The sequence below is a fragment of the Streptomyces sp. NBC_00425 genome, from assembly GCF_036030735.1.
In the GTDB taxonomy this organism is placed as follows: Bacteria; Actinomycetota; Actinomycetes; order Streptomycetales; family Streptomycetaceae; genus Streptomyces.
This window is the reverse complement of sequence record NZ_CP107928.1, coordinates 4,883,290-4,906,556: the sequence shown is the minus strand read 5'-3', so window position 1 is coordinate 4,906,556 and position 23,267 is coordinate 4,883,290. Positions and strand designations below refer to the sequence as shown.

At 72.7% G+C, this 23,267-nt stretch carries 19 protein-coding genes and 1 pseudogene; 13 read left to right on the top strand and 7 right to left on the bottom strand.

The genetic code is table 11. From position 1 onward, the window contains the following. Positions 1-49 precede the first annotated feature (49 nt). Both OHS82_RS21070 and OHS82_RS21065 read left to right on the top strand, forming a co-directional pair. Positions 50-1,564 (top strand): 3-hydroxyacyl-CoA dehydrogenase, encoded by a 1,515-nt coding sequence (locus OHS82_RS21070; protein ID WP_057578063.1) that lies wholly within the window; start codon positions 50-52, stop codon positions 1,562-1,564. Then, on the top strand, positions 1,561-2,151 hold the full coding sequence (locus OHS82_RS21065) for a TetR/AcrR family transcriptional regulator (RefSeq protein ID WP_057578062.1): 591 nt from the start codon (positions 1,561-1,563) through the stop codon (positions 2,149-2,151). Before OHS82_RS21070 ends, OHS82_RS21065 begins: the two co-directional genes overlap by 4 nt. Before the next feature lie 3 nt (positions 2,152-2,154). On the opposite strand, the gene OHS82_RS21060 is transcribed toward OHS82_RS21065, so the two are convergent. Further along, a complete protein-coding gene (locus tag OHS82_RS21060) occupies positions 2,155-2,610 on the bottom strand; it encodes an Lrp/AsnC family transcriptional regulator (RefSeq protein ID WP_057578187.1) in 456 nt (151 codons plus the stop codon). 388 nt (positions 2,611-2,998) lie between these two features. Here OHS82_RS21060 and pdhA (OHS82_RS21055) point away from each other — a divergent pair, with 388 nt between their 5' ends. The 5 genes from pdhA (OHS82_RS21055) to OHS82_RS21035 all read left to right on the top strand — a co-directional run bounded on the left by pdhA (OHS82_RS21055) (position 2,999) and on the right by OHS82_RS21035 (position 9,070). Beyond that, positions 2,999-4,132 (top strand): pyruvate dehydrogenase (acetyl-transferring) E1 component subunit alpha, encoded by a 1,134-nt coding sequence (gene pdhA / locus OHS82_RS21055; protein ID WP_057578061.1) that lies wholly within the window; start codon positions 2,999-3,001, stop codon positions 4,130-4,132. Next, positions 4,132-5,136, top strand: coding sequence for an alpha-ketoacid dehydrogenase subunit beta (locus OHS82_RS21050; protein WP_057578060.1), 1,005 nt, complete (start codon positions 4,132-4,134; stop codon positions 5,134-5,136). The genes pdhA (OHS82_RS21055) and OHS82_RS21050 overlap by 1 nt, the downstream gene beginning before the upstream one ends. After that, entirely contained in the window at positions 5,136-6,599 is a 1,464-nt protein-coding gene (locus OHS82_RS21045) for a dihydrolipoamide acetyltransferase family protein (RefSeq protein WP_328434295.1), read from the top strand. The genes OHS82_RS21050 and OHS82_RS21045 overlap by 1 nt, the downstream gene beginning before the upstream one ends. A 72-nt stretch (positions 6,600-6,671) precedes the next feature. Further along, positions 6,672-7,673: an NTP transferase domain-containing protein gene (locus OHS82_RS21040; protein WP_328434294.1), complete on the top strand. Its 1,002-nt coding sequence runs from the start codon at positions 6,672-6,674 to the stop codon at positions 7,671-7,673. Next, positions 7,670-9,070, top strand: a complete 1,401-nt coding sequence (locus OHS82_RS21035; RefSeq protein ID WP_057578058.1) for a molybdopterin molybdotransferase MoeA — start codon at positions 7,670-7,672, stop codon at positions 9,068-9,070. The genes OHS82_RS21040 and OHS82_RS21035 overlap by 4 nt, the downstream gene beginning before the upstream one ends. 116 nt (positions 9,071-9,186) lie before the next feature. On the opposite strand, the gene OHS82_RS21030 is transcribed toward OHS82_RS21035, so the two are convergent. Continuing rightward, the gene (locus OHS82_RS21030; protein ID WP_107105195.1) at positions 9,187-10,317 is read right to left on the bottom strand and encodes a potassium channel family protein; all 1,131 of its coding nucleotides are present in this window, start codon (positions 10,315-10,317) and stop codon (positions 9,187-9,189) included. A 120-nt stretch (positions 10,318-10,437) separates the two neighbouring features. On the opposite strand from OHS82_RS21030, the pseudogene OHS82_RS21025 reads away from it, so the two are divergent. Then, a pseudogene (locus OHS82_RS21025) lies at positions 10,438-11,136 on the top strand (potassium channel family protein); the annotation flags it as partial. Positions 11,137-11,276: 140 nt separating this feature from the next. Here OHS82_RS21025 and OHS82_RS21020 read toward each other — a convergent pair. Further along, on the bottom strand, positions 11,277-12,128 hold the full coding sequence (locus OHS82_RS21020; RefSeq protein WP_328434293.1) for an ABC transporter permease: 852 nt from the start codon (positions 12,126-12,128) through the stop codon (positions 11,277-11,279). After that, positions 12,125-13,141, bottom strand: a complete 1,017-nt coding sequence (locus OHS82_RS21015; RefSeq protein ID WP_057578055.1) for an ATP-binding cassette domain-containing protein — start codon at positions 13,139-13,141, stop codon at positions 12,125-12,127. Before OHS82_RS21015 ends, OHS82_RS21020 begins: the two co-directional genes overlap by 4 nt. 234 nt (positions 13,142-13,375) lie before the next feature. Between OHS82_RS21015 and OHS82_RS21010 the strand changes: the two genes are divergently transcribed. Continuing rightward, positions 13,376-14,356, top strand: coding sequence for an NAD(P)H-quinone oxidoreductase (locus OHS82_RS21010; RefSeq protein WP_057578054.1), 981 nt, complete (start codon positions 13,376-13,378; stop codon positions 14,354-14,356). A 25-nt stretch (positions 14,357-14,381) separates the two neighbouring features. Here OHS82_RS21010 and OHS82_RS21005 read toward each other — a convergent pair whose 3' ends face one another. Next, positions 14,382-14,933, bottom strand: a complete 552-nt coding sequence (locus OHS82_RS21005) for a hypothetical protein (protein ID WP_157876339.1) — start codon at positions 14,931-14,933, stop codon at positions 14,382-14,384. Positions 14,934-15,172: 239 nt separating this feature from the next. On the opposite strand from OHS82_RS21005, the gene OHS82_RS21000 reads away from it, so the two are divergent. After that, the gene (locus OHS82_RS21000; protein ID WP_057578052.1) at positions 15,173-15,718 is read left to right on the top strand and encodes a bacterial proteasome activator family protein; all 546 of its coding nucleotides are present in this window, start codon (positions 15,173-15,175) and stop codon (positions 15,716-15,718) included. A 101-nt stretch (positions 15,719-15,819) separates the two neighbouring features. Here OHS82_RS21000 and OHS82_RS20995 read toward each other — a convergent pair whose 3' ends face one another. Further along, positions 15,820-17,448 (bottom strand): Stk1 family PASTA domain-containing Ser/Thr kinase, encoded by a 1,629-nt coding sequence (locus OHS82_RS20995; RefSeq protein WP_328434292.1) that lies wholly within the window; start codon positions 17,446-17,448, stop codon positions 15,820-15,822. Between the two features lie 354 nt (positions 17,449-17,802). Here OHS82_RS20995 and OHS82_RS20990 point away from each other — a divergent pair, with 354 nt between their 5' ends. Further along, entirely contained in the window at positions 17,803-19,386 is a 1,584-nt protein-coding gene (locus OHS82_RS20990) for a protein kinase domain-containing protein (protein ID WP_328436089.1), read from the top strand. Between the two features lie 49 nt (positions 19,387-19,435). Here OHS82_RS20990 and OHS82_RS20985 read toward each other — a convergent pair whose 3' ends face one another. Then, positions 19,436-20,482 (bottom strand): phosphotransferase, encoded by a 1,047-nt coding sequence (locus OHS82_RS20985; protein WP_057578049.1) that lies wholly within the window; start codon positions 20,480-20,482, stop codon positions 19,436-19,438. A 559-nt stretch (positions 20,483-21,041) separates the two neighbouring features. On the opposite strand from OHS82_RS20985, the gene pdhA (OHS82_RS20980) reads away from it, so the two are divergent. Beyond that, positions 21,042-22,265, top strand: a complete 1,224-nt coding sequence (pdhA, locus tag OHS82_RS20980) for a pyruvate dehydrogenase (acetyl-transferring) E1 component subunit alpha (RefSeq protein ID WP_057578048.1) — start codon at positions 21,042-21,044, stop codon at positions 22,263-22,265. Position 22,266: 1 nt separating this feature from the next. Continuing rightward, complete coding sequence (locus tag OHS82_RS20975; RefSeq protein ID WP_057578047.1) at positions 22,267-23,259, top strand: alpha-ketoacid dehydrogenase subunit beta; 993 nt, start codon at positions 22,267-22,269, stop codon at positions 23,257-23,259. Positions 23,260-23,267 lie beyond the last annotated feature (8 nt).

The window sequence follows — 23,267 nt, the reverse complement described above, 5'->3', positions numbered from 1 at the left end:
AGGGGGCCTGCCGCATCTGTGGAAATCCCCGTGCGGGAGGATCGCGCACATGACAGGACTCGACCCCAGCAGCGCCGTCGCCGTCGTCGGCACCGGCACCATGGGCCAGGGCATCGCCCAGGTCGCCCTGGTCGCGGGACACCCCGTGCGGCTGTACGACGCCGTTCCCGGCCGTGCCCGCGAGGCGGCCGCCGCGATCGGCGCACGCCTGGACCGGCTCGTCGAGAAGGACCGCCTCGCCGCCGCCGACCGGGACGAGGCACGCGCCAGGCTGCGGCCCGCGGAGAGCATCGCCGACCTCGCGGACTGCTCCCTGGTCGTGGAGGCCGTCGTCGAGCGGCTGGACGCCAAGCAGGAGCTGTTCCGGCAACTGGAGGACGTCGTCGGCGAGGACTGCCTGCTCGCCACCAACACCTCCTCCCTGTCGGTGACCGCGGTCGCCGGCGCCCTGCGCAACCCGGGGCGCTTCGTCGGCCTGCACTTCTTCAACCCGGCGCCGCTGCTGCCGCTGGTCGAGGTCGTCTCCGGGTACGCCACCGACGTCACGTCGGCCACGCGCGCGTACGAGACCGCCCGGGCCTGGGGAAAGACGCCCGTCGCCTGCGCCGACACCCCCGGCTTCATCGTCAACCGCATCGCGCGGCCCTTCTACGCCGAGGCGTTCGCCGTCTACGAGGCGCAGGGCGCCGACCCGGCCACCATCGACGCGATCCTGCGCGAGTCGGGCGGCTTCCGGATGGGCGCCTTCGAGCTGACCGACCTGATCGGACAGGACGTCAACGAGTCCGTCACGCACTCCGTGTGGCAGTCCTTCTTCCAGGACGTGCGCTTCACGCCCTCGCTCGCCCAGCGGCGCCTCGTGGAGTCGGGCCGCCTCGGCCGCAAGAGCGGCCAGGGCTGGTACGACTACCGGGAGGGCGCCGAACCGGCCGAGCCGCACACCGCGGAGAAGGCCCGGCCGCCCGCGTACGTCGTCGCCGAGGGCAACCTGGGCCCCGCGTCCGAGCTGCTCGCGCTGATCCGGGAGGCGGGCATCCAGGTCCGCGAGGAGGACGAGGACCACGGCACCCGCCTGGTGCTGCCCGGCGGCGGCCAGCTCGCCCTCGCCGACGGCCAGACCTCCGTGGAGTTCCGCGACGTCGTCTACTTCGACCTCGCCCTGGACTACCGCAAGGCCACCCGCATCGCGCTCGCCTCCTCCCAGGACACCTCCCCCCAGACCATGTCCGAGGCGGTCGGCCTGTTCCAGGCGCTCGGCAAGGACGTCAGCGTCATCGGGGACGTCCCCGGCATGATCGTCGCCCGCACGGTCGCCCGGATCGTCGACCTCGCGCACGACGCGGTCGCCAAGGGCGTCGCCACCGAGGAGGACGTCGACACCGCCATGCGCCTCGGCGTGAACTACCCCCTCGGCCCGTTCGAGTGGAGCCGCCGGCTCGGCCGCACCTGGGCCTGCGCCCTCCTCGACGACCTGCACGAACGCGACCCCTCCGGGCGTTACGCGCCGTCCCTCGCGCTCTACCGGCACTCCTACGCCACGGAGAAGCGGGAGGGCGCCTCGTGACCACCGCCAAGCGCGACACGTACACCCCGGAGAGCCTGCTCTCCGTCGCCGTCCAGGTCTTCAACGAGCGCGGCTACGACGGCACCTCCATGGAGCACCTCTCCAGGGCGGCCGGCATCTCCAAGTCGTCGATCTACCACCACGTCGCCGGCAAGGAGGAACTCCTGCGGCGTGCCGTCAGCCGGGCGCTGGACGGACTGTTCGCGATCCTCGACGAGGAGCACGCGCGCGCGGGGCACGCCTCGGAACGCCTCGAGTACGTCGTGCGGCGCATGGTCGAGGTCCTCATAGGTGAACTGCCGTACGTGACGCTGCTGCTGCGGGTGCGCGGCAACACCGACACCGAGCGGTGGGCCCTGGAGCGGCGCCGGGACTTCGACCACCGGGTCGCCGAGCTGCTGAGGGCGGCCGCCGCCGAGGGGGAGGTGCGCGGCGACATGGAGGTGCGCCTCGCGACCCGCCTGGTCTTCGGGATGATCAACTCGATCGTCGAGTGGTACCGGCCCGGCGGCCGCGGGATGGTCGAGAGCGAGGTGGCGGACGCGGTGGTGCGGCTCGTCTTCGAAGGGCTGCGCACGGCCCCTTAGGGCTCAGCCCTGGGGCTCCAGGTCCTCCTCCTCGAACACGAGCAGGGTGCGGGTGCTGAGCACCTCCGGGATCGCCTGGAGACGGGTGAGGACCACCTCGCGCAGCGCCCGGTTGTCGGGTGTGTGCACCAGGAGCAGGACGTCGAAGTCGCCCCCGACGAGGGCGATGTGGGAGGCGCCGGGCAGCCGTCTGAGCTGCTCGCGCACGGTCCGCCAGGAGTTCTGCACGATCGTCAGGGTGATGTAGGCGCTCGTGCCCTGTCCCGCCCGCTCGTGGTCGACGCGGGCGCCGAAGCCGCGGATGACGCCGTCCTCGATGAGCCGGTTGATCCGCGCGTAGGCGTTGGCCCGCGAGACGTGGACCCGTTCGGCGACCGACCGTATGGAGGCGCGGCCGTCCGCCTGGAGCATCTGCAGGATGTCCTGGTCGATGGCGTCGAGCGGGCGCGGCGGCGGCAGCGGGGCGCCGGCCGACGGCGAAGGGCCGGTCCCGGTCCCGGAGGACGGCGGAGGGCCTCCCGGCGGCTGGGGACCGCTCGGTGCGCAAGCGCCCGAAGGCTGCGGACTGCTCGGTGCGGAACCGCCGGAAGGCCGGGGGCCGTCCGACGCGAAATCGCCCGTCGGAAGCGCGGCACCGCTCTGTGGCCCTTCGGCCATTTGTTCAGGTGCCATGTCCCCCTGCCTCTCCCGTATGGACGTACTGCACCCATCTCAGGCTGTGGAGAACCGTTTGTCCACAGCCTGAGGGGCCCTGTAGCCAAAATGTGCCGACGACCGAACAATCGGTAGGTGAGGCGCATCACAACCGACGCGCCGCCCGTAGCCACTCCTCCGAGGAGGTGCCGTCATGACGGTCATGGAGCAGCGGGGCGCGTACCGGCCGACTCCGCCGCCGGCCTGGCAGCCCCGTACCGACCCCGCGCCGCTGCTGCCCGACGCGGAGCCGTACCGCGTCCTCGGCACCGAGGCGGCCGCGCAGGCCGACCCGGAGCTGCTGCGCAGGCTGCACGCGCAGCTGGTGCGCGGTCGTCGGTACAACGTCCAGGCCACCGCCCTCACCAAGCAGGGCCGACTCGCCGTCTACCCGTCCAGCACCGGCCAGGAGGCCTGCGAGGTCGCCGCCGCGCTCGTCCTGCAGGAGCGGGACTGGCTCTTCCCCAGCTACCGCGACACCCTCGCCGTCGTCGCACGCGGTGTGGACCCGGTCGAGGCCCTCACCCTGCTGCGCGGCGACTGGCACACCGGCTACGACCCCTACGAGCACCGGGTCGCGCCCTTGTGCACCCCGCTCGCCACCCAGCTCCCGCACGCCGTCGGCCTCGCGCACGCCGCCCGCCTCAAGGGCGACGACGTGGTCGCGCTCGCCATGGTCGGCGACGGAGGCACCAGCGAGGGCGACTTCCACGAGGCGCTGAACTTCGCCGCCGTCTGGCAGGCGCCCGTCGTCTTCTTCGTGCAGAACAACGGCTTCGCGATCTCCGTGCCGCTCGCCAAGCAGACCGCCGCCCCGTCGCTGGCCCACAAGGCCGTCGGATACGGCATGCCGGGCCGGCTGGTCGACGGCAACGACGCGGTCGCCGTGCACGAGGTGCTGGCCGACGCCGTGCGCCGCGCGCGTGAAGGCGGCGGGCCGACCCTCGTGGAGGCGGTGACGTACCGCATCGACGCGCACACCAACGCCGACGACGCGACCCGCTACCGCGCCGACGCCGAGGTCGAGACCTGGCGTGAGCACGACCCGATCGAGCTGCTGGAGCACGAACTGACCGCGCGCGGGCTGCTCGACGACGACACCCGGCGCACCGTGCGCGAGGCCGCCGAGGAGATGGCCGCCGACCTGCGCGCCCGGATGAACCAGGACGCGGTCCTCGACCCCATGGACCTGTTCTCCCACGTGTACGCCGAACCCACCCCGCAGCTGCGCGAGCAGCAGGATCTGCTGCGGGCGGAGCTCGAGGCCGAGCAGGAAGGCGCGCACTGATGACGACGGTCGCCCTCAAGCCCGCCACCATGGCGCAGGCACTCACGCGCGCGCTCCGTGACGCGATGGCCGCCGACCCGGCCGTGCACGTCCTGGGCGAGGACGTGGGCGCCCTCGGCGGGGTGTTCCGGGTCACCGACGGGCTCGCGAAGGAGTTCGGCGAGGACCGCTGCACGGACACCCCGCTCGCCGAGGCCGGCATCCTCGGCACCGCCGTCGGCATGGCCATGTACGGCCTGCGCCCGGTCGTGGAGATGCAGTTCGACGCCTTCGCCTATCCGGCGTTCGAGCAGCTCATCAGCCATGTCGCGCGCATGCGCAACCGCACCCGCGGCCGGATGCCCCTGCCGATCACCGTCCGCGTGCCCTACGGCGGCGGCATCGGCGGCGTCGAGCACCACAGCGACTCCTCCGAGGCGTACTACATCGCGACGCCGGGCCTGCACGTCGTCACGCCCGCCACGGTCGCCGACGCCTACGGCCTGCTGCGCGCCGCCATCGCCTCCGACGACCCGGTCGTCTTCCTCGAACCCAAGCGCCTGTACTGGTCCAAGGACTCCTGGAACCCGCAGGAACCGCAGTCGGTCGAGCCGATCGGCCGTGCGGTCGTGCGGCGCCCGGGCCGCAGCGCGACCCTGATCACGTACGGGCCGTCGGTGCCGGTCTGTCTCGAGGCCGCCGAGGCGGCGCGGGCCGAGGGGTGGGACCTCGAGGTCGTCGACCTGCGGTCCCTGGTGCCCTTCGACGACGAGACGGTCGCCGCGTCGGTGCGGCGCACCGGCCGCGCGGTCGTCGTCCACGAGTCGGGCTCGTTCGGCGGCCCGGGCGGAGAGATCGCGGCCCGCGTCACCGAGCGCTGCTTCCACCACCTGGAGGCGCCGGTGCTGCGCGTCGCCGGGTTCGATCTGCCGTATCCGCCGCCGATGCTGGAGCGCCATCACCTGCCCGGCGTCGACCGCATCCTGGACGCCGTGGCGCGGCTGCAGTGGGAGGCCGGGAACTGATGGCACAGGTGCTGGAGTTCAAGCTGCCCGACCTCGGAGAAGGGCTCACCGAGGCGGAGATCGTCCGTTGGCTGGTCCAGGTCGGCGACGTGGTCGCCGTCGACCAGCCGGTCGTCGAGGTCGAAACGGCCAAGGCGATGGTCGAGGTGCCCTGCCCCTACGGCGGCGTGGTCACGGCCCGCTTCGGCGAGGAGGGCACGGAACTGCCCGTCGGCGCCCCGCTGATCACGGTCGCGGTCGGCGCCCCCGCTTCCGGCGACGCGCTCGGGCCCGCCGACCCGCCCGGACGGGGTGGACCGGCCGGCGCGGCCGAGGGCTCGGGCAACGTGCTGGTGGGGTACGGCACGTCCGAGGCCCCGGCACGGCGCAGGCGGGTGCGGCCGACGCCGCCGGCCGCCGCTCCGATGACGAGGCCTGGCGTCGCTCCGGCGACGACGCACTCCCCCTCCGAGGCCGCGACGGCTCCGGCGGCGGCGCCGCTTGCCCCGTCCGGCGCCGCTCCGGCTCCCGTGGCGGTGCCGGTCGAGGCCGGTGCCGTCCGCGCCCCGCACCCGGCGCCCGACGGTCCCGTCCCTGTGATCTCTCCGCTGGTGCGTCGCCTGGCGCGGGAGAACGGCCTGGATCTGCGGCAGCTCACCGGCTCCGGACCCGAGGGGCTGATCCTGCGAGCCGATGTGGAGAACGCCCTGCGTGCTCCTGCCGCGCCGGTCGGCTCCCAGTCCGCGCGGTCCCTGCCGGACGCCGACGTGACGCCCGCGCCGGGCACCTCCGCCGACGGCCTTCGTATCCCCCTCAAGGGCGTCCGGGGCGCCGTCGCCGACAAGCTCTCCCGCAGCCGGCGGGAGATCCCCGACGCCACCTGCTGGGTGGACGCCGACGCGACGGAGCTGATGCGCGCCCGCGCCGCCATGAACGCGGCCGGCGGACCGAAGATCTCGCTCCTCGCGCTGCTCGCCCGGATCTGCACCGCGGCCCTGGCCCGGTTCCCCGAGCTCAACTCCAGCGTCGACACGGCGGCCCGCGAGATCGTCCGGTTCGACCACGTCCACCTCGGATTCGCCGCGCAGACCGAGCGCGGACTCGTCGTCCCGGTCGTCCGCGACGCGCACGCCAGAGACGCCGAGGGCCTCACCGCGGAGTTCGCCCGGCTCACCGAGGCCGGCCGTGCCGGACGCCTCACCCCGGCCGATCTGACCGGCGGCACGTTCACGCTGAACAACTACGGCGTGTTCGGTGTCGACGGATCCACGCCGATCGTGAACCACCCCGAGGCGGCCATGCTCGGCGTCGGCCGCATCGTGCCCAAGCCATGGGTGCACGAGGGCGAACTGGCCGTGCGGCAGGTCGTCCAGCTCTCGCTCACCTTCGACCACCGGGTGTGCGACGGAGGCACGGCCGGCGGTTTCCTGCGCCACGTGGCGGACTGCGTGGAGCAGCCGGCGGTGCTGCTGCGCACGCTGTGAGCCCGGACGGGCCCGTGCGCTCCCCGTGATCCAGGGGGACCGGCTGCCCCGGGCGGACCGCATACTCGTGGGGTGACCTCGAACGAGTCCGCCGTCTACGACGCCGTCGTGCTGGCCGGCGGCGGCGCCCGCAGGCTGGGCGGCGCCGACAAACCGGGTGTGCGGGTGGGTGGGCGCGCGCTGCTGGACCGGGTGCTCGCGGCCTGCGTCGACGCGCGCGCCACCGTCGTCGTCGCCGCCCACCGCCCCACCGACCGGCCGGTGCGCTGGGCGCGCGAGGACCCGCCCGGGGCGGGTCCCGTCGCCGCGCTCGACGCCGGTCTGCGTCACACCGCGGCGGACGACGTCCTCGTCCTCTCCGCCGATCTGCCGTTCCTCACCGCGGACACCGTGCGGCGGCTGCTGGGCGTCCTGCGCGCCGGAACGGGCGAGGGCGTGCTGCTCACCGACGGCGAAGGCCGCGACCAGCCGCTCGTCGCCGCGTACCGTACGGCGGCCCTGCGCCGCGAACTGGCGGTGCTCACCGCGGACCGGGGCGGTCTCGCCGGGCTGCCCCTGCGCCGGCTGACCGCCGGACTCGAACTCACCCGCGTCCCCGACCCCGTCGCTTCGTTCGACTGCGACACCTGGGACGACATCGCCTCCGCCAGGGCACGGATCAGGGAGCATGACCACGTGTTGGATGAATGGATCTCCGCAGTCAAGGACGAACTGGGCATCGACCTCGACGTCGACACCGGCGCCCTGCTCGACCTCGCGCGGGACGCCGCCCACGGGGTGGCTCGGCCCGCGGCCCCGCTGACCACCTTCCTGGTCGGCTACGCGGCCGCGCGGGCCCAGGGAGGCCCCGAGGCCGTCGCCGAGGCCGCCCGCAAGGCCACCGCCCTCGCGCTGCGCTGGGCCCAGGAGGCGCAGACCGAGCAGGACCGAGCCGTCGAACCCACCGGCACGGAACCGACCGGCACCGTACCCACCGGCACGGAACCCGTCGGCGGGGACACCACCGGCGCCGAACCCGCCGGCACCGACACCGCGGGCGCGGAGCCCACCCGCTCCGGACCGGACGCCGGATGACCCCCGGCGGCACGGGACAGGGTCTCGACGCCGAGGACCTCGACGTCGAGGAGGCGCTCGCCCTCGTGAAGGACGGCAACAGCCCCGCCCGCCCGACCGGTGACCACCGTCCGGGACGGCGTGCGAGCGAGGGCGCCCCGCCGTCGCGCACCCCGGAGACAGGTCGTCGGACCCCCGCACAGGAGCACCACCACCGGGCGACCCCCTGGCCCGAGGCCCGCACGGTCGCCGCCCGGGCGGCACGGCCCCTCGCAGCCCGCCGGACCCCCGTCTCCGTGACTCTCGGCGACGCCCTCGGTCTCGTCCTCGCCGCCCCGCTGACCGCCCTCACCGACCTGCCCTCGTTCGACACCTCGGCGATGGACGGCTGGGCCGTCGCCGGCCCGGGCCCCTGGCATGTCCGGGACGAGGGTGTGCTGGCCGGCAGCACGGCCCCCGCGCCCCTCGCCGACGGCGAGGCCGTCCGGATCGCCACCGGAGCCCGCATCCCCCCGGACACCACCGCGGTGCTGCGCAGCGAGCACGGGCGCACCGACGACAACGGCCGGCTGCACCCCACTCGCGAGATGCAGCACGGCCAGGACATCCGGCCGCGGGGCCAGGAGTGCCGCAGCGGGGACCAGCTGCTGCTCGCCGGAGCGGTGGTGACGCCGGCCGTGCTCGGTCTCGCGGCTGCCGCCGGATACGACACGCTGACCGCCGTCCCCCGGCCCCGGGTCGAGGTGTTCGTCCTCGGCGACGAACTGCTCGCCGAGGGACGCCCGCGCGACGGACTCATCCGGGACGCGCTCGGCCCGATGCTGCCCCCGTGGCTGCGGGCGCTCGGCGCCGACGTCATCGCCGTGCGCAGGCTCGGCGACGACGCGAAGGCCCTGCACAAGGCGGTCACCGGCTCGGGCGCCGACCTGATCGTCACCACCGGAGGCACCGCCGCGGGCCCCGTCGACCATGTGCACCCCGTCCTGCGCCGCATCGACGCCGAACTCCTCGTCGACGGCGTGAAGGTACGCCCCGGCCATCCCATGCTGTTGGCCCGCACCAAGGACGACCAACACCTCGTCGGTCTGCCCGGCAACCCCCTCGCGGCCGTCTCCGGCCTGCTCACGCTGGCGGAACCGCTGGTGCGGACCCTGGCCGCCCGCCCGGCGCCCGAGCCGTACGCACTGCCGTTGCGGGACACGGTGCACGGGCATCCGTACGACACCCGGCTCGTCCCGGTGTCCCTACGAGGGGACCACGCCGTTGCGCTGCACTACAACGGGCCGGCCATGCTGCGCGGCATCGCGGCGGCCGACGCCCTCGCCGTCGTGCCGCCGGGTGGCGCGCGGGCAGGTCAGGAGGCCGAACTCCTCGACCTGCCGTGGGCGACGGCCGGGGTCGGCGCCTGTTTCACGTGAAACAGGCGGTCTCTCACGAAGCGGTGATGACGAAGCGTTCTTCCACGAAGCGTTCTCTCATGACGTGTTCTCTCATGACGCCGTGTTCACGGCGCGGTGTTCCGCGACGCGGTGTTTCACGTGAAACTTCCCTGCTCGTCGGAGACCGGTGCGGCCCGGCTGACGGTGATCACACGGTCCCCCGACCGGAGACGGGCGAGCCGGGGGTCGGTGTAGTCCAGGAGCTGCTTGCCCCGGACGACGGCCACGATCAGATCCGCGCAGGAGCGCGGCTCCTCTCCCACCTCGGCCGTGGAGACCGGGCGTTCGATGAGGTCCAGGCCGCTGCCGAGAGTCATCAGGTTCTCCAGCGTCTGGGCCACGGTCGGGCTGACCATCGACACGCCGAGCAGCCGGCCGGCGGAGCTGGAGCTGGTGACCACGGTGTCCGCGCCGCTCTGTTTGAGCAGTGGCACATTCTCGTCCTCGCGGGCGGCGACGACGATCGTGGCGCGCCGGTTGAGCTGACGCGCGGTCAGGGTGACGAGGGCCGCGGTGTCGTCGCGCTGGGGAGCCACGATCACCTGGGAGGCGTTCTGGACCTCGGCCTTCACCAGGGTCTCCGAGCGGGTGGCGTCTCCCGTCACCGACACCAGTCCGTCGTCGCCGGCCGCGACCGCGGACTTGCGCTGTGCGTCCACGATGACGATCTGGTCCTTGGAAATGCCGTTCCCGACCAGCGTCTGCACCGCGTGCCGGCCCTTCGTGCCATAGCCGACGACCACGATGTGGCCGCTGGTGCGGACCCGCCAGCGGTGGATGCGGACCTGCTGCCGGGTACGTTCGGTGAGCACTTCGAGGGTGGTGCCGACCAGAATGATCAGGAACAGGACGCGCAGCGGGGTGATGACGAGGATGTTGATGAGCCGGGCCGTGTCGCTGACCGGCGTGATGTCGCCGTAGCCGGTGGTGGAGAGCGTGACGGTGGCGTAGTAGGCGGCGTCCAGGAGGCTCACGGAGCCGTCCGAGTTGTCGTTGTAGCCGTCGTGGTCGGCGTAGACGATCAGTGTGGTGATCGCGAGCACCAGCAGGGCGACGCTGAGGCGGCGCAGCACCTGCAACAGCGGGGGCGCGCCGATCCGTACGGGCATCGTGATGGAGCGGCCCGCCTCGGCGTCGTCCCGGGCCTCGGTGCGTGAGCGGTACCAGAGGGATCTGAAGAGGGACAGTCTGGCCGGACGTGCCGGTGGTCGTTCGTGGTCCTTCAACCCGTGCCCCCTGTGATGGTGATCCGAACGGTGGGCACCATGGTTCCCGGCGGGCCCGCGCCCGTCATGCTGCAACACGTGTCCATGAGCCCGCAGATGTCCATGATCCCGGAGGTCCCCTTGCGCGACCACACTGTCGTCGTCGGCTTCGGAACGAAGGGGCGGTCCGCCATCCGGACGGCCTGTGCCTCCGGGCTGCGCAAGGAGCAGGTCGTGGTGATCGACCCGAGCGCGAAGGTGATCGACGCGGCCCGGGCGGAGGGCTACGAGGGGGTCGTCGGCGATGCCACGCGCAGCGACGTGCTGCGGCGGGCTGAGGTGCAGCGGGCGGGGCGGATCGTCATCGCGACCCAGCGCGACGACACGGCGGTGCTGGTGGCGCTGACGGCCCGGCAGCTCAATCCCGGGGCGAAGATCGTGGCGGCGGTCCGTGAGGAGGAGAACGCGCCGCTGCTCCGGCAGTCCGGCGCCGACGAGGTCATCACCAGTGCCGGAGCGGCCGGCCGGCTCCTCGGTCTGTCCGTGCTCAGCCCGGCGGCGGGCAGCGTCATGGAGGACCTCATCCGGCAGGGCGACGGGCTCGACCTCGTGGAACGGCCCGTCACCAAGGCCGAGGTCGGCCGGGGGCCCCGGGAGACGGCCGACCTGGTGGTGAGCGTCGTCCGCGGCCACCGGGTGCTCGCCTACGACGATCCGGCGATCGGGGTGCTGGAACCGACGGACCGGCTGGTCGCGATCGTGCGGATCGGCCCGGGCCCCGGTCGGGCCCCGCTCGGGACGCCGGGCATGCCGGGCATCCCGCCGCTCCCGCCGGCCTGAGGCGGGCCGGCGCGTCGGCGGGCCGCGCGCCGGCCGCATGGCCGCGGAGCCGCGGAGCCGCAGGGCCGCCGGATTCGGCGCGGGCGGGCTTCGGTGCGGCGGCGGGGAGCGCCGGCGCCGATGCCGGCTCACGGCTCGCGCTACTTGCGGTTGTACAGCCGCATCGTCACCGGCCCGAAGACCAGCACGAACAGCCCCGCCCAGCCCAGCGTCCAGGCGATCTCGGCGCCCGGCCAGTCGCCCGCCATCAGCCCGCGCACCGCCGAGGCGAGATGGGTGACCGGGCTGTTGTTGACGAACGCCTGCAGCCACCCCGGCATGGTGTGCGGGTCGACGAACACGTTGGACAGGAAGGTGAGCGGGAAGATCACCATCATGCTGACGCCCATCACCGACTTCTCGGTGCGCAGCAGCAGCCCGAACATCGTCCAGATCCACGAGAACGCGAACGAGAAGACGATCAGCAGGGCGATCCCGGCGACGACTCCCGCGACCCCGCCGTCCGGCCGGTAGCCGAGCACGATGCCCACGGTGAGCATGACCACGGATGCGATCGCGTAGCGCAGGGCGTCGCCGAGCAGATAGCCGACCATCGTCGACGGCCGCCAGATCGGCAGCGACCGGAAGCGGTCGAAGACGCCCTTCTCGATGTCGGTGTTCACCGAGACGCCCGTGTACATGGTGATCATCACGACCGACATCACCAGGATGCCCGGCAGCAGGAACTGGATGTACTTCTCCGGGGAGCCGGCCAGGGCGCCCCCGAAGAGGTAGGTGTACATCAGCACCATCATGATCGGGAAGGCGGTCACGTCGAAGAGCTGTTCCGGGACGTGCTTGATCTTGAGGATGGCCCGCCAGCCGAAGGTCAGGGAGGCGGACAGCGCGCTCGGCCGCGACGGCCGCTCCTTCATGACGAGGAGGGCGGCCAGTGACTCGGCGCTGACGGGCGCGAGGGCCTGGACGTCCGTCGTGGTGGTCGTGGTGCTCATGCCGCCTCCTCGCCTTCCCGAGCCGCCGGGCTGCCCGTGTCGGCCTGTGTGTCGTGTCCGGTGAGGGCGAGGAACACCTCGTCCAGGCTGGGCTGGCCCAGGGAGAAGTTGTCGACGGTGACGCCGGCCCGGGCGAGTTCGCCGAGGGCCCGGGCGGCCTGCTCGGCGGCACCGTCCTGCGCGGCGGCGCTCAGCCGGGCGGTCAGCGCCACGGGGTCCGGCTCGGGCTGGACGTCTGCGTCGAGGGTCAGCCGCAGCACCTGCTCGGCCGTCGTCCGCTGAGCGGCGTCGCGCAGCCGCAGATGGACGGAGCCGGCGCCGACGGACGCCTTCAGTTCGCCCTTCGTGCCCTCGGCGATGACCCGGCCCCGGTCGATGACCGCGATCCGGGACGCGAGCTGGTCGGCCTCGTCGAGATACTGCGTGGTCAGCAGCACGGTGGTGCCCTGGGCGACCACCGCCCGCACGATGTCCCAGACCTGGTTGCGGCTGCGCGGGTCGAGTCCCGTGGTCGGCTCGTCGAGGAAGAGCAGGTCGGGCGTGCTGAGGATGGAGGCGGCGATGTCGATGCGCCGCCGCATGCCGCCCGAGTAGTGCTTGACCTGCTTCGCGGCGGCTTCCGCGAGCCCGAACGCGGCCAGGAGCTGGGCGGACCGCTCCCGCGCCGCCTTCTTGCCGTGTCCGAGGAGCCGCCCCAGCAGCACCAGGTTCTCGGTGCCCGTGAGGTCCTCGTCGACGGAGGCGTACTGGCCGGTGAGGCTGACCCGGCCGCGTACCTCGTCGGCCTCCCGGACGACGTCGTGACCGAAGATCCGGGCCTCACCGCCGTCCGGCCGCAGCAGGGTGGCGAGCATCTTGACGGTGGTGGTCTTGCCGGCGCCGTTCGGGCCGAGGAGACCGTAGACCGTGCCGGTGGGCACGGTGAGGTCGACGCCGTCCACCGCCCTGGTGCCGCCGAACGTCTTCACCAGGCCCACGGTCTCGATCGCCGGGCCGGCGGGGTGATCGCTCATGGGGTTCCTTCCGCGTACTCGGGCTACGCATGGGGAGACCTTTACCTTTGCCGGAACTCATCGGTGATCGCACGTGGATTTCCGCCGGAGGCCCCTCGACCGGAGGCCCCTCGACGCCGGCCGCAGATCATGACTGGAGCAGGCCGGACCCTGACCGCAGGAGGCCGGACCCTGACCGGAGCAGGCCGGACCATGACCGGAGGAGGCGGACGGGGGAGGAGTAGCGTCGCCCTCATGCATGCGATCACGATTCCCGAACCCGGTGGTCCCGAGGCGCTGGTCTGGGACGAGGTCCCCGATCCCGTACCCGGCGAGGGCGAGGTCCTGGTCGAGGTGGTGGCCAGCGCCGTCAACCGCGCCGACATCCTGCAGCGGCAGGGCTTCTACGACCCGCCGCCCGGGGCCTCCCGCCACCCGGGCCTGGAGTGCTCGGGCCGGATCGCCGCGCTCGGCCCGGGGGTGTCCGGCTGGAACGTCGGCGACGAGGTGTGCGCGCTGCTCGCGGGCGGCGGATACGCCCAGCGGGTCGCCGTGCCGGCCGGCCAGCTGCTGCCCGTGCCGCAGGGCGTCGACCTGCGGCAGGCCGCCGCGCTCCCCGAGGTCACCAGCACCGTCTGGTCGAACGTCTTCATGATCGCCCACCTTCGGCCGGGCGAGACGCTGCTGGTGCACGGCGGGTCCAGCGGCATCGGCACGATGGCGATCCAGCTGGCCAAAGCCTTCGGCGCGACGGTCGCCGTCACCGCGGGCACCGCCGAGAAGCTGGTCCGGTGCGCCGGGCTGGGCGCCGACATCCTGATCAACTACCGCGAGCAGGACTTCGTCGCAGAGCTGAAGAAGGCCACCGACGGCGCGGGCGCCGACGTCGTTCTCGACAACATGGGCGCGAAGTACCTGGACCGCAACGTGCAGGCTCTCGCCGTCAACGGCAGGCTCGCGATCATCGGCATGCAGGGCGGCGTCAAGGCGGAGCTGAACATCGGCATGCTTCTCGGGAAGCGGGCCGCCGTCAGCGCGACGTCGCTGCGGGCCCGGCCGCCGGGAGAGAAGGCCGCGATCGTGGCGGCCGTGCGCGAGCACGTCTGGCCGCTGCTCGCGGCCGGCCATGTGCGCCCCGTCGTCGACTGCGAACTGCCGATGAGCGAGGCGGCCGCCGCCCACCGCGTCGTCGAGGAGAGCGGCCATGTCGGCAAGGTGCTGCTGATCGCCCCCTGAGGACGGCCCGCCCGTGCGGCCGCGGCTATCCGCGCCGCAGCCGCAGCGCCGCGAGGGCGAGGGCGATGCCGAGGCCGATGAGGACGAGGCCGCTGCCGAGCGGCAGGATCTGCAGCACGGGACCGTCGGACCGCTCCCCCTGGGCGGCCGCCTGCCGTACGTCGTCCCGCGGCGCGGCCGGTGTCGCGGGAACGGCGGCCTCCGGCGACGCGGTCGCGGCGCTGTCGTCGCCGGTGTCGCCGTCCCCGGCCTCCGCGTCGCCGGCGCTCGCCTCGTCCGGTTCGTGGGGCAGCGCGCCCACGCCGGAGGCGTCGTCCGCCGCCTCGGCCTCGTCGGCCGCCCGCCCGGGGCGCTGCCGGCCTTCGCCCGCCCGGCTGCCCGCCCGGTCCGGTTCACGGGAGGAGGCGGACGGGGACGGGGAGGCGGACCGCGGCGCGACGGCGTGCGCCGGGGCGGCCGCGTACGACGCGCCGCCGACCGGCAGCAGCAGGCACACACCCGCCAGGGCCACCGCCCCCGTCGCCGTCGGCGTCCGCACGAGCGTGGCCGTGCGCCGTGTCCGCTTCCGTACGCGCACCGTTGCGCACCCTCGATCGCCGGTACGCGTCGCGCCCGACGTCCGCTGCCATGGAGTCACGTCCGTGACCCCCTCCCAGTACCCGGCCGCCCGGAGGAGACCTAGTCGCCAAGAAAGGACGCGACAAGCCTCACATTCGTGAAATGGGGCCGCATTACGGAATCCGCCGAACGGGAACTCGGGGCGTCTGTCGCGGGGGCGGCACGGTGACCGGGCGGAGCGTGCGCGAGAATGGCGGCATGGAGATGTCGAGGAACGAACGGTCGCCGGAGAACGCCCAGAAGATCCTGGTCGTCGGCCAGGACGGCATGGCGCTGGGCGGCATCGACGCCGACGAGGACTCCCGTGAGATCCCGGTGACGGAGCAGGTCGAGCAGCCCGCGAAGGTGATGCGCATCGGCAGCATGATCAAGCAACTGCTCGAGGAGGTGCGCGCGGCTCCTCTGGACGAGGCGAGCCGGGCCCGGCTGAAGGAGATCCACTCGAGCTCGGTGAAGGAGCTGGAGGACGGCCTGGCGCCGGAACTGGTCGAGGAACTGGAGCGGCTCTCCCTGCCGTTCAACGAGGAGTCGACCCCGAGCGACGCGGAGCTGCGGATCGCGCAGGCCCAGTTGGTCGGCTGGCTCGAGGGCCTCTTCCACGGCATTCAGACCACCCTCTTCGCGCAGCAGATGGCCGCGCGCGCCCAGCTGGAGCAGATGCGGCGCGCCCTGCCGCCGGGAGTCGGCCACGAGGGCGGCGACGACCCGCGCGCGGGCGGCCGCACCGGCGGACCGTACCTGTAGGACCCGACCACCCGAACCGACGGCACGAGGAGAGGGGCCCGGCGTCCATGACGCCGGGCCCCTCTCCTCGTACTGCGCTGCCGTGCCCCGCGCCTTGTGCGTCAGGAAGCCGGGTTGCCGGAGGACACCCGCAGCTGGATCTCGGGCATGTCCTTCGGGTCGACGTCCGTCCCCGCGGCGGGGAACTGATCCATGATCGCCCCGTCGCCGTACGTGTTCTCGTCCACCTTGATGATCTTGTACTGCCAGCTGGCGGCCTGGAAGCACTCCTTGACCGAGCCGATGTACTTGAACTTGAAGTCCGGGACCTGGATCTTGTCGGGGTCGTTGTACGACTCCCGGGGCTCGGAGCACTCCGTGGCCTCGATCGTCTTGCTGGGGTCGGGCGCGCGGTAGCCCGCGGCCTTGGTCGCCGAGGGCGAGGCGCTGGTCCCGCCGCCCTTGGCGTCGTCGCCGTCCCCGTTCGTGGCGAGGCTGCCGATGAGGCCGCCGACCGCCACCACGGCGACCACGGCCGAGCAGATGGACACGGCCTTGCTCCGGCGGCGGCTGTCGCCCGGGGCCACCGCGGCCGACGCCTGCGGGCTCAGGTGGTACCCGGGCGGGGTGGGCGGCTGCTGGTGGTTGTAGGCCGGCGCCGGCGTCTGATAGCCGCCCTGCTGCGGGTAGCCGTAGGAGGGTGACGGCGTCGGGGTGCCGTACGGGTTCGGGTTCGGCGCGGGCTGGTAGGGCGTCTGGACGTTGCCCTGAGGTGCCGGGGTGTTCTGGCCGACCGGCGGGAACACCGCGGAGCCGACTCCCGCGCCGCTCGCCGTGGGCGCGCCCGGGACGATGCTCGGCGGGGCCGGCTGGAAGGACGCGGCGACGCGCAGGCACTCGTCGCGCATCGCGACCGCGGTCGGAAAACGCTCGTTCGGGTTCTTCTTCAGCGCGCGGGCGACGAGCGCGTCGACGGCCGGCGGCAGCGCTCGGTTGATCGACGAAGGAGCCACCGGCTCCTCCTGTACGTGCGCGTACGCGATCGCAAGCGGCGAATCCGCCTCGAACGGCAGCCGACCGGTGACCAGCTGGAACAGCATGATGCCGACCGAGTAGAGGTCGGACCGGGCGTCCACGCCGCGCCCCAGGGCCTGTTCGGGCGAGAGGTACTGCGGGGTGCCGACCACCATGCCGGTCTGCGTCATCGAGGTGACGCCGGACTGCATCGCGCGCGCGATGCCGAAGTCCATCACCTTGACCACGCCACGCTTGGTCATCATCACGTTGCCGGGCTTGATGTCGCGGTGGACCAGCCCCATCTCGTGGCTGATCTCCAGTGCCGCCAGCACGTCCGCGGTGATCTTCAGCGCCTTGTCGGCGGGCATCGCGCCCTGCTGCCGCACGTCCTCGTCGAGCACCGAGCCGAGCGGGCGGCCCTCGACGTACTCCATGACGATGTACGGAGTCGTCAGTCCTTCGACCTCGTCCTCTCCGGTGTCGAAGACGGAGACGATGTTGGTGTGCGTGAGCTTGGCCACGGCCTGGGCCTCGCGGCGGAACCGCTCGCGGAAGGCCTGTTCGCGGCCCAGCTCGGTGTGCAGGGTCTTGACCGCGACCTGCCGGTCGAGCACGGCGTCGTAGGCGAGGTGCACCGAGGCCATGCCGCCCTCGCCGAGCAGGTCGCGCAGCTGATAGCGGCCGGCGGCGAGCGCCCGCCCCGCGTACCGGCCTTGCCCGCCGTCGTGGCTCATCTTCTGCGTCCCCCGTAGGCCTTCGGCACCGTTGACTGCCGTTGATCCAAAGTGCTATTCCCGGCCAAGTCTGCCGCAGGGCACCGACACGTCAAGTTCGGTGCCCGTTCCGTGACCCTACGAGAAAGAAGCGTCGCGGAAGCGTTACAGCTGCCGTACGGCAGGTACACAGGATTTGCACGCCGGCACGGGGTGCGGGTTGCATGACCCGTCCGTCCCGGACCCGCGCCCGGGCCGGTCCGGGGCGTCATCATGGCGATCGTCCCGGACCGGAGGATTGCGCGGAGGCTGTAGCGTGGCCGACGGAGACCGTGACAACACCGCGCGCACCGCGGGCAGAAACGACGGCGAGGACTGATGGCACAGCAGCGCGCTCAGGGCCCGTCCGACCCCGAGGCGACTGGCGGCGGTATGTCAGATGCGCCGGAGAACTGGGGCAACGGAGGGCTCGTCGGAGACGGCCGGTACCGGCTGACCCGCAGACTCGGCCGGGGCGGCATGGCCGAGGTGTTCGCAGCCGAGGACGTGCGTCTGGGACGCACCGTCGCGGTCAAGCTGCTGCGCGCCGATCTGGCCGAGGACCCGGTGTCCAAGGCCCGCTTCACGCGTGAGGCGCAGTCGGTGGCCGGTCTCAACCACCACGCGATCGTCGCCGTGTACGACTCCGGCGAGGACTTCGTGGGCGGCCAGAGCGTGCCGTACATCGTGATGGAGATCGTCGAGGGACGCACCATCCGCGACCTCCTGCTGAACGCCGAGGCGCCCGGGCCCGAGCAGGCCCTGATCATCACCTCCGGTGTGCTCGAGGCGCTCGCCTACTCGCACCAGCACGGCATCGTGCACCGTGACATCAAGCCGGCGAACGTGATCATCACGCACAACGGCGCGGTCAAGGTGATGGACTTCGGCATCGCGCGCGCCCTGCACGGCGCGTCCACGACGATGACGCAGACCGGCATGGTGATGGGCACGCCGCAGTACCTCTCCCCGGAGCAGGCCCTCGGCAAGGCCGTCGACCACCGCTCCGACCTGTACGCGACGGGCTGCCTGCTGTACGAACTGCTCGCGCTGCGTCCCCCCTTCACCGGTGAGACGCCGCTGTCGGTGGTCTACCAGCACGTCCAGGACATCCCGGTGCCGCCGTCGCGCACCTCGGGCGGCGAGTGCCCGCCGGAGCTCGACGGCCTCGTCATGCGCTCGCTGGCGAAGGACCCCGACGACCGTTTCCAGACGGCGGAGGAGATGCGCGGCCTCGTCCAGTACGGGCTGCAGATGCTGTACGACCAGGGCGGGCACACCGGCACCTGGAACACCGGACCGGTGGGCGTCGCCGACGGCCGCGGCACGCCGTCCGGCGGTTTCGCGAGCACCACCGTGCTGCCGCACGGCGCGGACGGCTCCCACACCTCGCAGATCCCGCAGCCGATCCTGCCCACCGGCTACGGCGGCGGTGACGACGGCGGCTTCGAGGGCCACGGCAACAAGGGCAGCGGCCGCGGCAAGCTGTGGATCCTCGCCGTCTTCGCGGTGATCGCCATCGCCGCGGGCGTCGCGCTCGCGCTGAACAACAAGAGTGACGGCACCGGCGGCGGCGGGACCAGCACGTCGCCGTCCGTCTCGCCGACCGCCTCGGACGCCTCCCCGAGCGCGGAGCCGAGCGACGAGGAGACCGACACGTCCACGGGCGACAGCACGGACGACGGCACGGGATCCAACGACAACCACAACTACTCGCCGTCGTACAAGCCTTCGCGCTCGGCGTCCTCCTCGCCGTCCGAGTCCGCCAGCGACGAACCGACGGACGACGAGACGGCCACCCAGCCGTCGGACAAGCCGTCCGACCCGCAGACCGATCCGAGTCCCCCGGCCTCGCCGGATCCGACGGGCGGCGCGGACCAGGGCACCACGACCCTCGGCGGCGCGGGCCTCGGCAACTGAGCGACGTGGGACGACCGGCGGTGGCCCGTGGGCGGCGCCGGTGTCCCGGTCACCCGGTGAACGCGCAGCGGACCGCGTCGTACTCCCGGGTCCACCAGACGGCCAGCGCGGAGGCCGCCGGGAACTGCGGGTCCGCGCGGGTGTCGCCGCGCTCGTAGCGCCAGCGCAGCATCCAGAAGTCGTTGAGGCGCTCCCACCAGACGCGGTGCACGGCCGCCGCGAGTTCGCAGGGAGCGGCGCCGGCCGCACGCCGGTACGCGCGTGCGTACGCCCTCGCCTTCGGCAGGTCGAGCGTTCCGTCGGGCCGGACGAAGAAGATCGCGGCGGCGCGGACGGCCTCCTCCGCGCGGGGCTGTACGCCGAGCCGGTCCCAGTCGACGATGGCGGCGGGCGCGTCTCCGCGGTAGAGCAGGTTGAAGGGGTGGAAGTCCCCGTGCACCCAGCCGACCGGCCCGGTGTGCGGCGGCCGTCGGTCCGCGTGCCGTTCCAGCAGCATGCGGCGCTCCAGGAGGCGGTGGCGGGCGAGCTCGTCGAAGGCGTCGGCGGGGCGGCGGCGCTGCACGCGCGCGAGGAGGTCGTCGATGAGGACGAAGGTGTCGGCGGGGTCCGCGCTCGGCTGGGCGGACGCCTGGGGACCGCGCGCCGGAGCGCGTTGCGCGCAGGGAGCGCGATCCGGCTCGCGCGCCGTGCGCATCACGTGCTCCAGGCTGGCGTGCACCACCCCCAGCAGCGCCCCCAGACGGCCGCACTGGCCTGCGGTGAGCTGGGCGCCGTGGCGGTGCCGGCCCTCGACCCAGGGGTGCAGGGCGTAGACGCGGCCGCCGACGACGGAGACCGTGCGTCCGTCGTGGGCGGGCAGCGGGGGAGCGACCGGCACGCCGAGGTCGGCCAGTCGCTCGGTGACCCGGTGCTGACGGGCGACACGGACGGGATCGGCGGTGTCGGGGTCGAAATGGTGCTTGAGGAAATAGCGGCCTCGGGTGGTGCGCAGCCGGTATCCGCGGTTCAGCAGGCCTTCGTCAACGGGTTCGCAGGCGAGCGCGGTACCGGCGGCGTACCGGCGGAGCAGAGCGCTCAGAGGGGGCGCGTGGGGCATGGGCGGTGGTACACAAGAGCGCGGCACGCGCCCGATGCTAGGGCACGGGACGAGGCCGTGAGCTGGGCGTTGTCACAGAAAGTCACGAGCTGTCACCTGAGGTCAACACATGTCACAGGTGGTCGCCGGTGGTCGCCTCGGGGCGTGCGCGGGTGGCATCCGGCGGCGTTCGACGGCGCCCGGAAGCGCCCGGCGGAGCCCGTTACCCCACCCGGTCTCACATACTGACTCTTCCCGTGGCCTGGGTGGGCGGGTTAACGTGCCGTTGCTCCGGCCTCCTGCAAGGCTGTGACCAGGGTCCTTCCCGACTTTGCCGATTTACTTGGAAATCCAAGCAAAAACGCAGGTCAGGAGGGGTTTCACAAGTATGTGGAGCACTGGGTAACGTGATGACTGCAGGGCGCTCGCCGGGGCACCTGTCACGCCTGTTCCGGCCGAGCGGCACCCACCCCGTGCACGGGTGTCGGAAACAGGTGAGCCGCTCCCCCAGGCTCCCAAAGAGCCGGGGGACCCCCAGCCACCCGGCAACCCCGGGGGCCGGAACGACGGAGGAGCACACGTGACCGTGGAGAGCACTGCCGCGCGCAAGCCGCGACGCAGCGCCGGAAGCAAGGCCGGCGGCACCGGCACCGGGCGCACCACCCGCGCCGGCGCCGGGAAGAGCGCCGAGCCCGAGCTCGTGCAGCTGCTGACGCCGGAGGGCAAGCGGGTCAAGAACGCGAAGAACGCCGAGTTCGCCCAGTACGTCGCCGGCGTCACCCCCGAAGACCTCCGCGGCCTGTACCGCGACATGGTGCTCACCCGTCGCTTCGACGCCGAGGCCACCTCCCTGCAGCGTCAGGGCGAGCTCGGTCTGTGGGCCTCGCTGCTCGGCCAGGAGGCCGCCCAGATCGGCTCCGGCCGGGCCCTGCGCGACGACGACTACGTCTTCCCGACCTACCGCGAGCACGGCGTCGCCTGGTGCCGCGGCGTCGACCCGACCAACCTCCTCGGGATGTTCCGCGGCGTGAACAACGGCGGCTGGGACCCCAACGGCAACAACTTCCACCTCTACACGATCGTCATCGGCTCCCAGACGCTGCACGCGACCGGGTACGCGATGGGCGTCGCCATGGACGGCGCGGACAGCGCGGTGATCGCCTACTTCGGCGACGGCGCCTCCAGCCAGGGCGACGTCGCGGAGTCCTTCACCTTCTCCGCCGTCTACAACGCCCCGGTCGTGTTCTTCTGCCAGAACAACCAGTGGGCGATCTCCGAGCCCACCGAGAAGCAGACCCGCGTCCCGCTCTACCAGCGCGCGCAGGGCTACGGCTTCCCGGGCGTCCGCGTCGACGGCAACGACGTCCTCGCCTGCCTCGCGGTCACCAGATGGGCGCTGGAGCGCGCCCGCAACGGCGAGGGCCCCACCCTCGTCGAGGCGTACACGTACCGCATGGGCGCGCACACCACCTCCGACGACCCCACCAAGTACCGGGCCGACGAGGAGCGCGAGTCCTGGGAGGCGAAGGACCCGATCCTGCGCCTGCGCCGCCACCTCGAGGCGTCGAACCACACGGACGAGGGATTCTTCGCGGAACTCGAGGCGGAGAGCGAGGCGTTGGGAAGGCGAGTGCGCGAAGCGGTCCGCGCCATGCCGGACCCGGACCACTTCGCCATCTTCGAGAACGTGTACGCGGACGGACATGCGCTCGTCGACGAGGAGCGCGCGCAGTTCGCCGCGTACCAGGAGTCGTTCGCGACGGAGTCCGACAGCGGCTTCGCCGCGGGTACGGGGGGAAACTGACATGGCGGACAGCGTGAGCACCAAGAACCTGGCCCTGGCCAAGGCGATCAACGAGTCGCTGCGCCGCGCCCTCGAGACGGACCCCAAGGTCCTCGTCATGGGCGAGGACGTCGGCAAGCTCGGCGGCGTCTTCCGCGTCACGGACGGTCTGCAGAAGGACTTCGGCGAGAGCCGCGTCATCGACACCCCGCTCGCCGAATCGGGCATCGTCGGCACCGCGATCGGCATGGCCCTGCGCGGCTACCGCCCGGTCGTGGAGATCCAGTTCGACGGCTTCGTCTTCCCGGCCTACGACCAGATCGTCACCCAGCTCGCGAAGATGCACGCGCGCTCGCTGGGCAAGGTCAAGATGCCGGTCGTCGTCCGCATCCCCTACGGCGGCGGCATCGGCGCGGTCGAGCACCACTCGGAGTCCCCCGAGGCGCTCTTCGCGCACGTGTCGGGCCTGAAGATCGTCTCCCCGTCCAACGCCTCCGACGCGTACTGGATGATGCAGCAGGCCATCCAGAGCGACGACCCGGTGATCTTCTTCGAGCCGAAGCGGCGCTACTGGGACAAGGGCGAGGTCAACACCGAGGCCATCCCGGGCCCGCTGCACAAGGCCCAGGTCGTCCGTGAGGGCACGGACCTGACGCTGGTCGCCTACGGTCCGATGGTGAAGCTCTGCCAGGAGGTCGCCGCCGCGGCCGCCGAGGAGGGCAAGAACCTGGAGGTCCTGGACCTGCGCTCGGTCTCCCCGCTGGACTTCGACTCGATCCAGACGTCGGTGGAGAAGACCCGCCGCCTGGTCGTGGTCCACGAGGCGCCGGTGTTCTTCGGATCGGGCGCGGAGATCGCCGCCCGGATCACGGAGCGCTGCTTCTACCACCTGGAGGCGCCGGTCCTGCGGGTCGGCGGCTATCACGCCCCGTACCCGCCGGCGCGCCTGGAGGAGGAGTACCTGCCTGGCCTGGACCGGGTGCTCGACGCCGTCGACCGTGCCCTGGCGTACTGAGGAGAGGG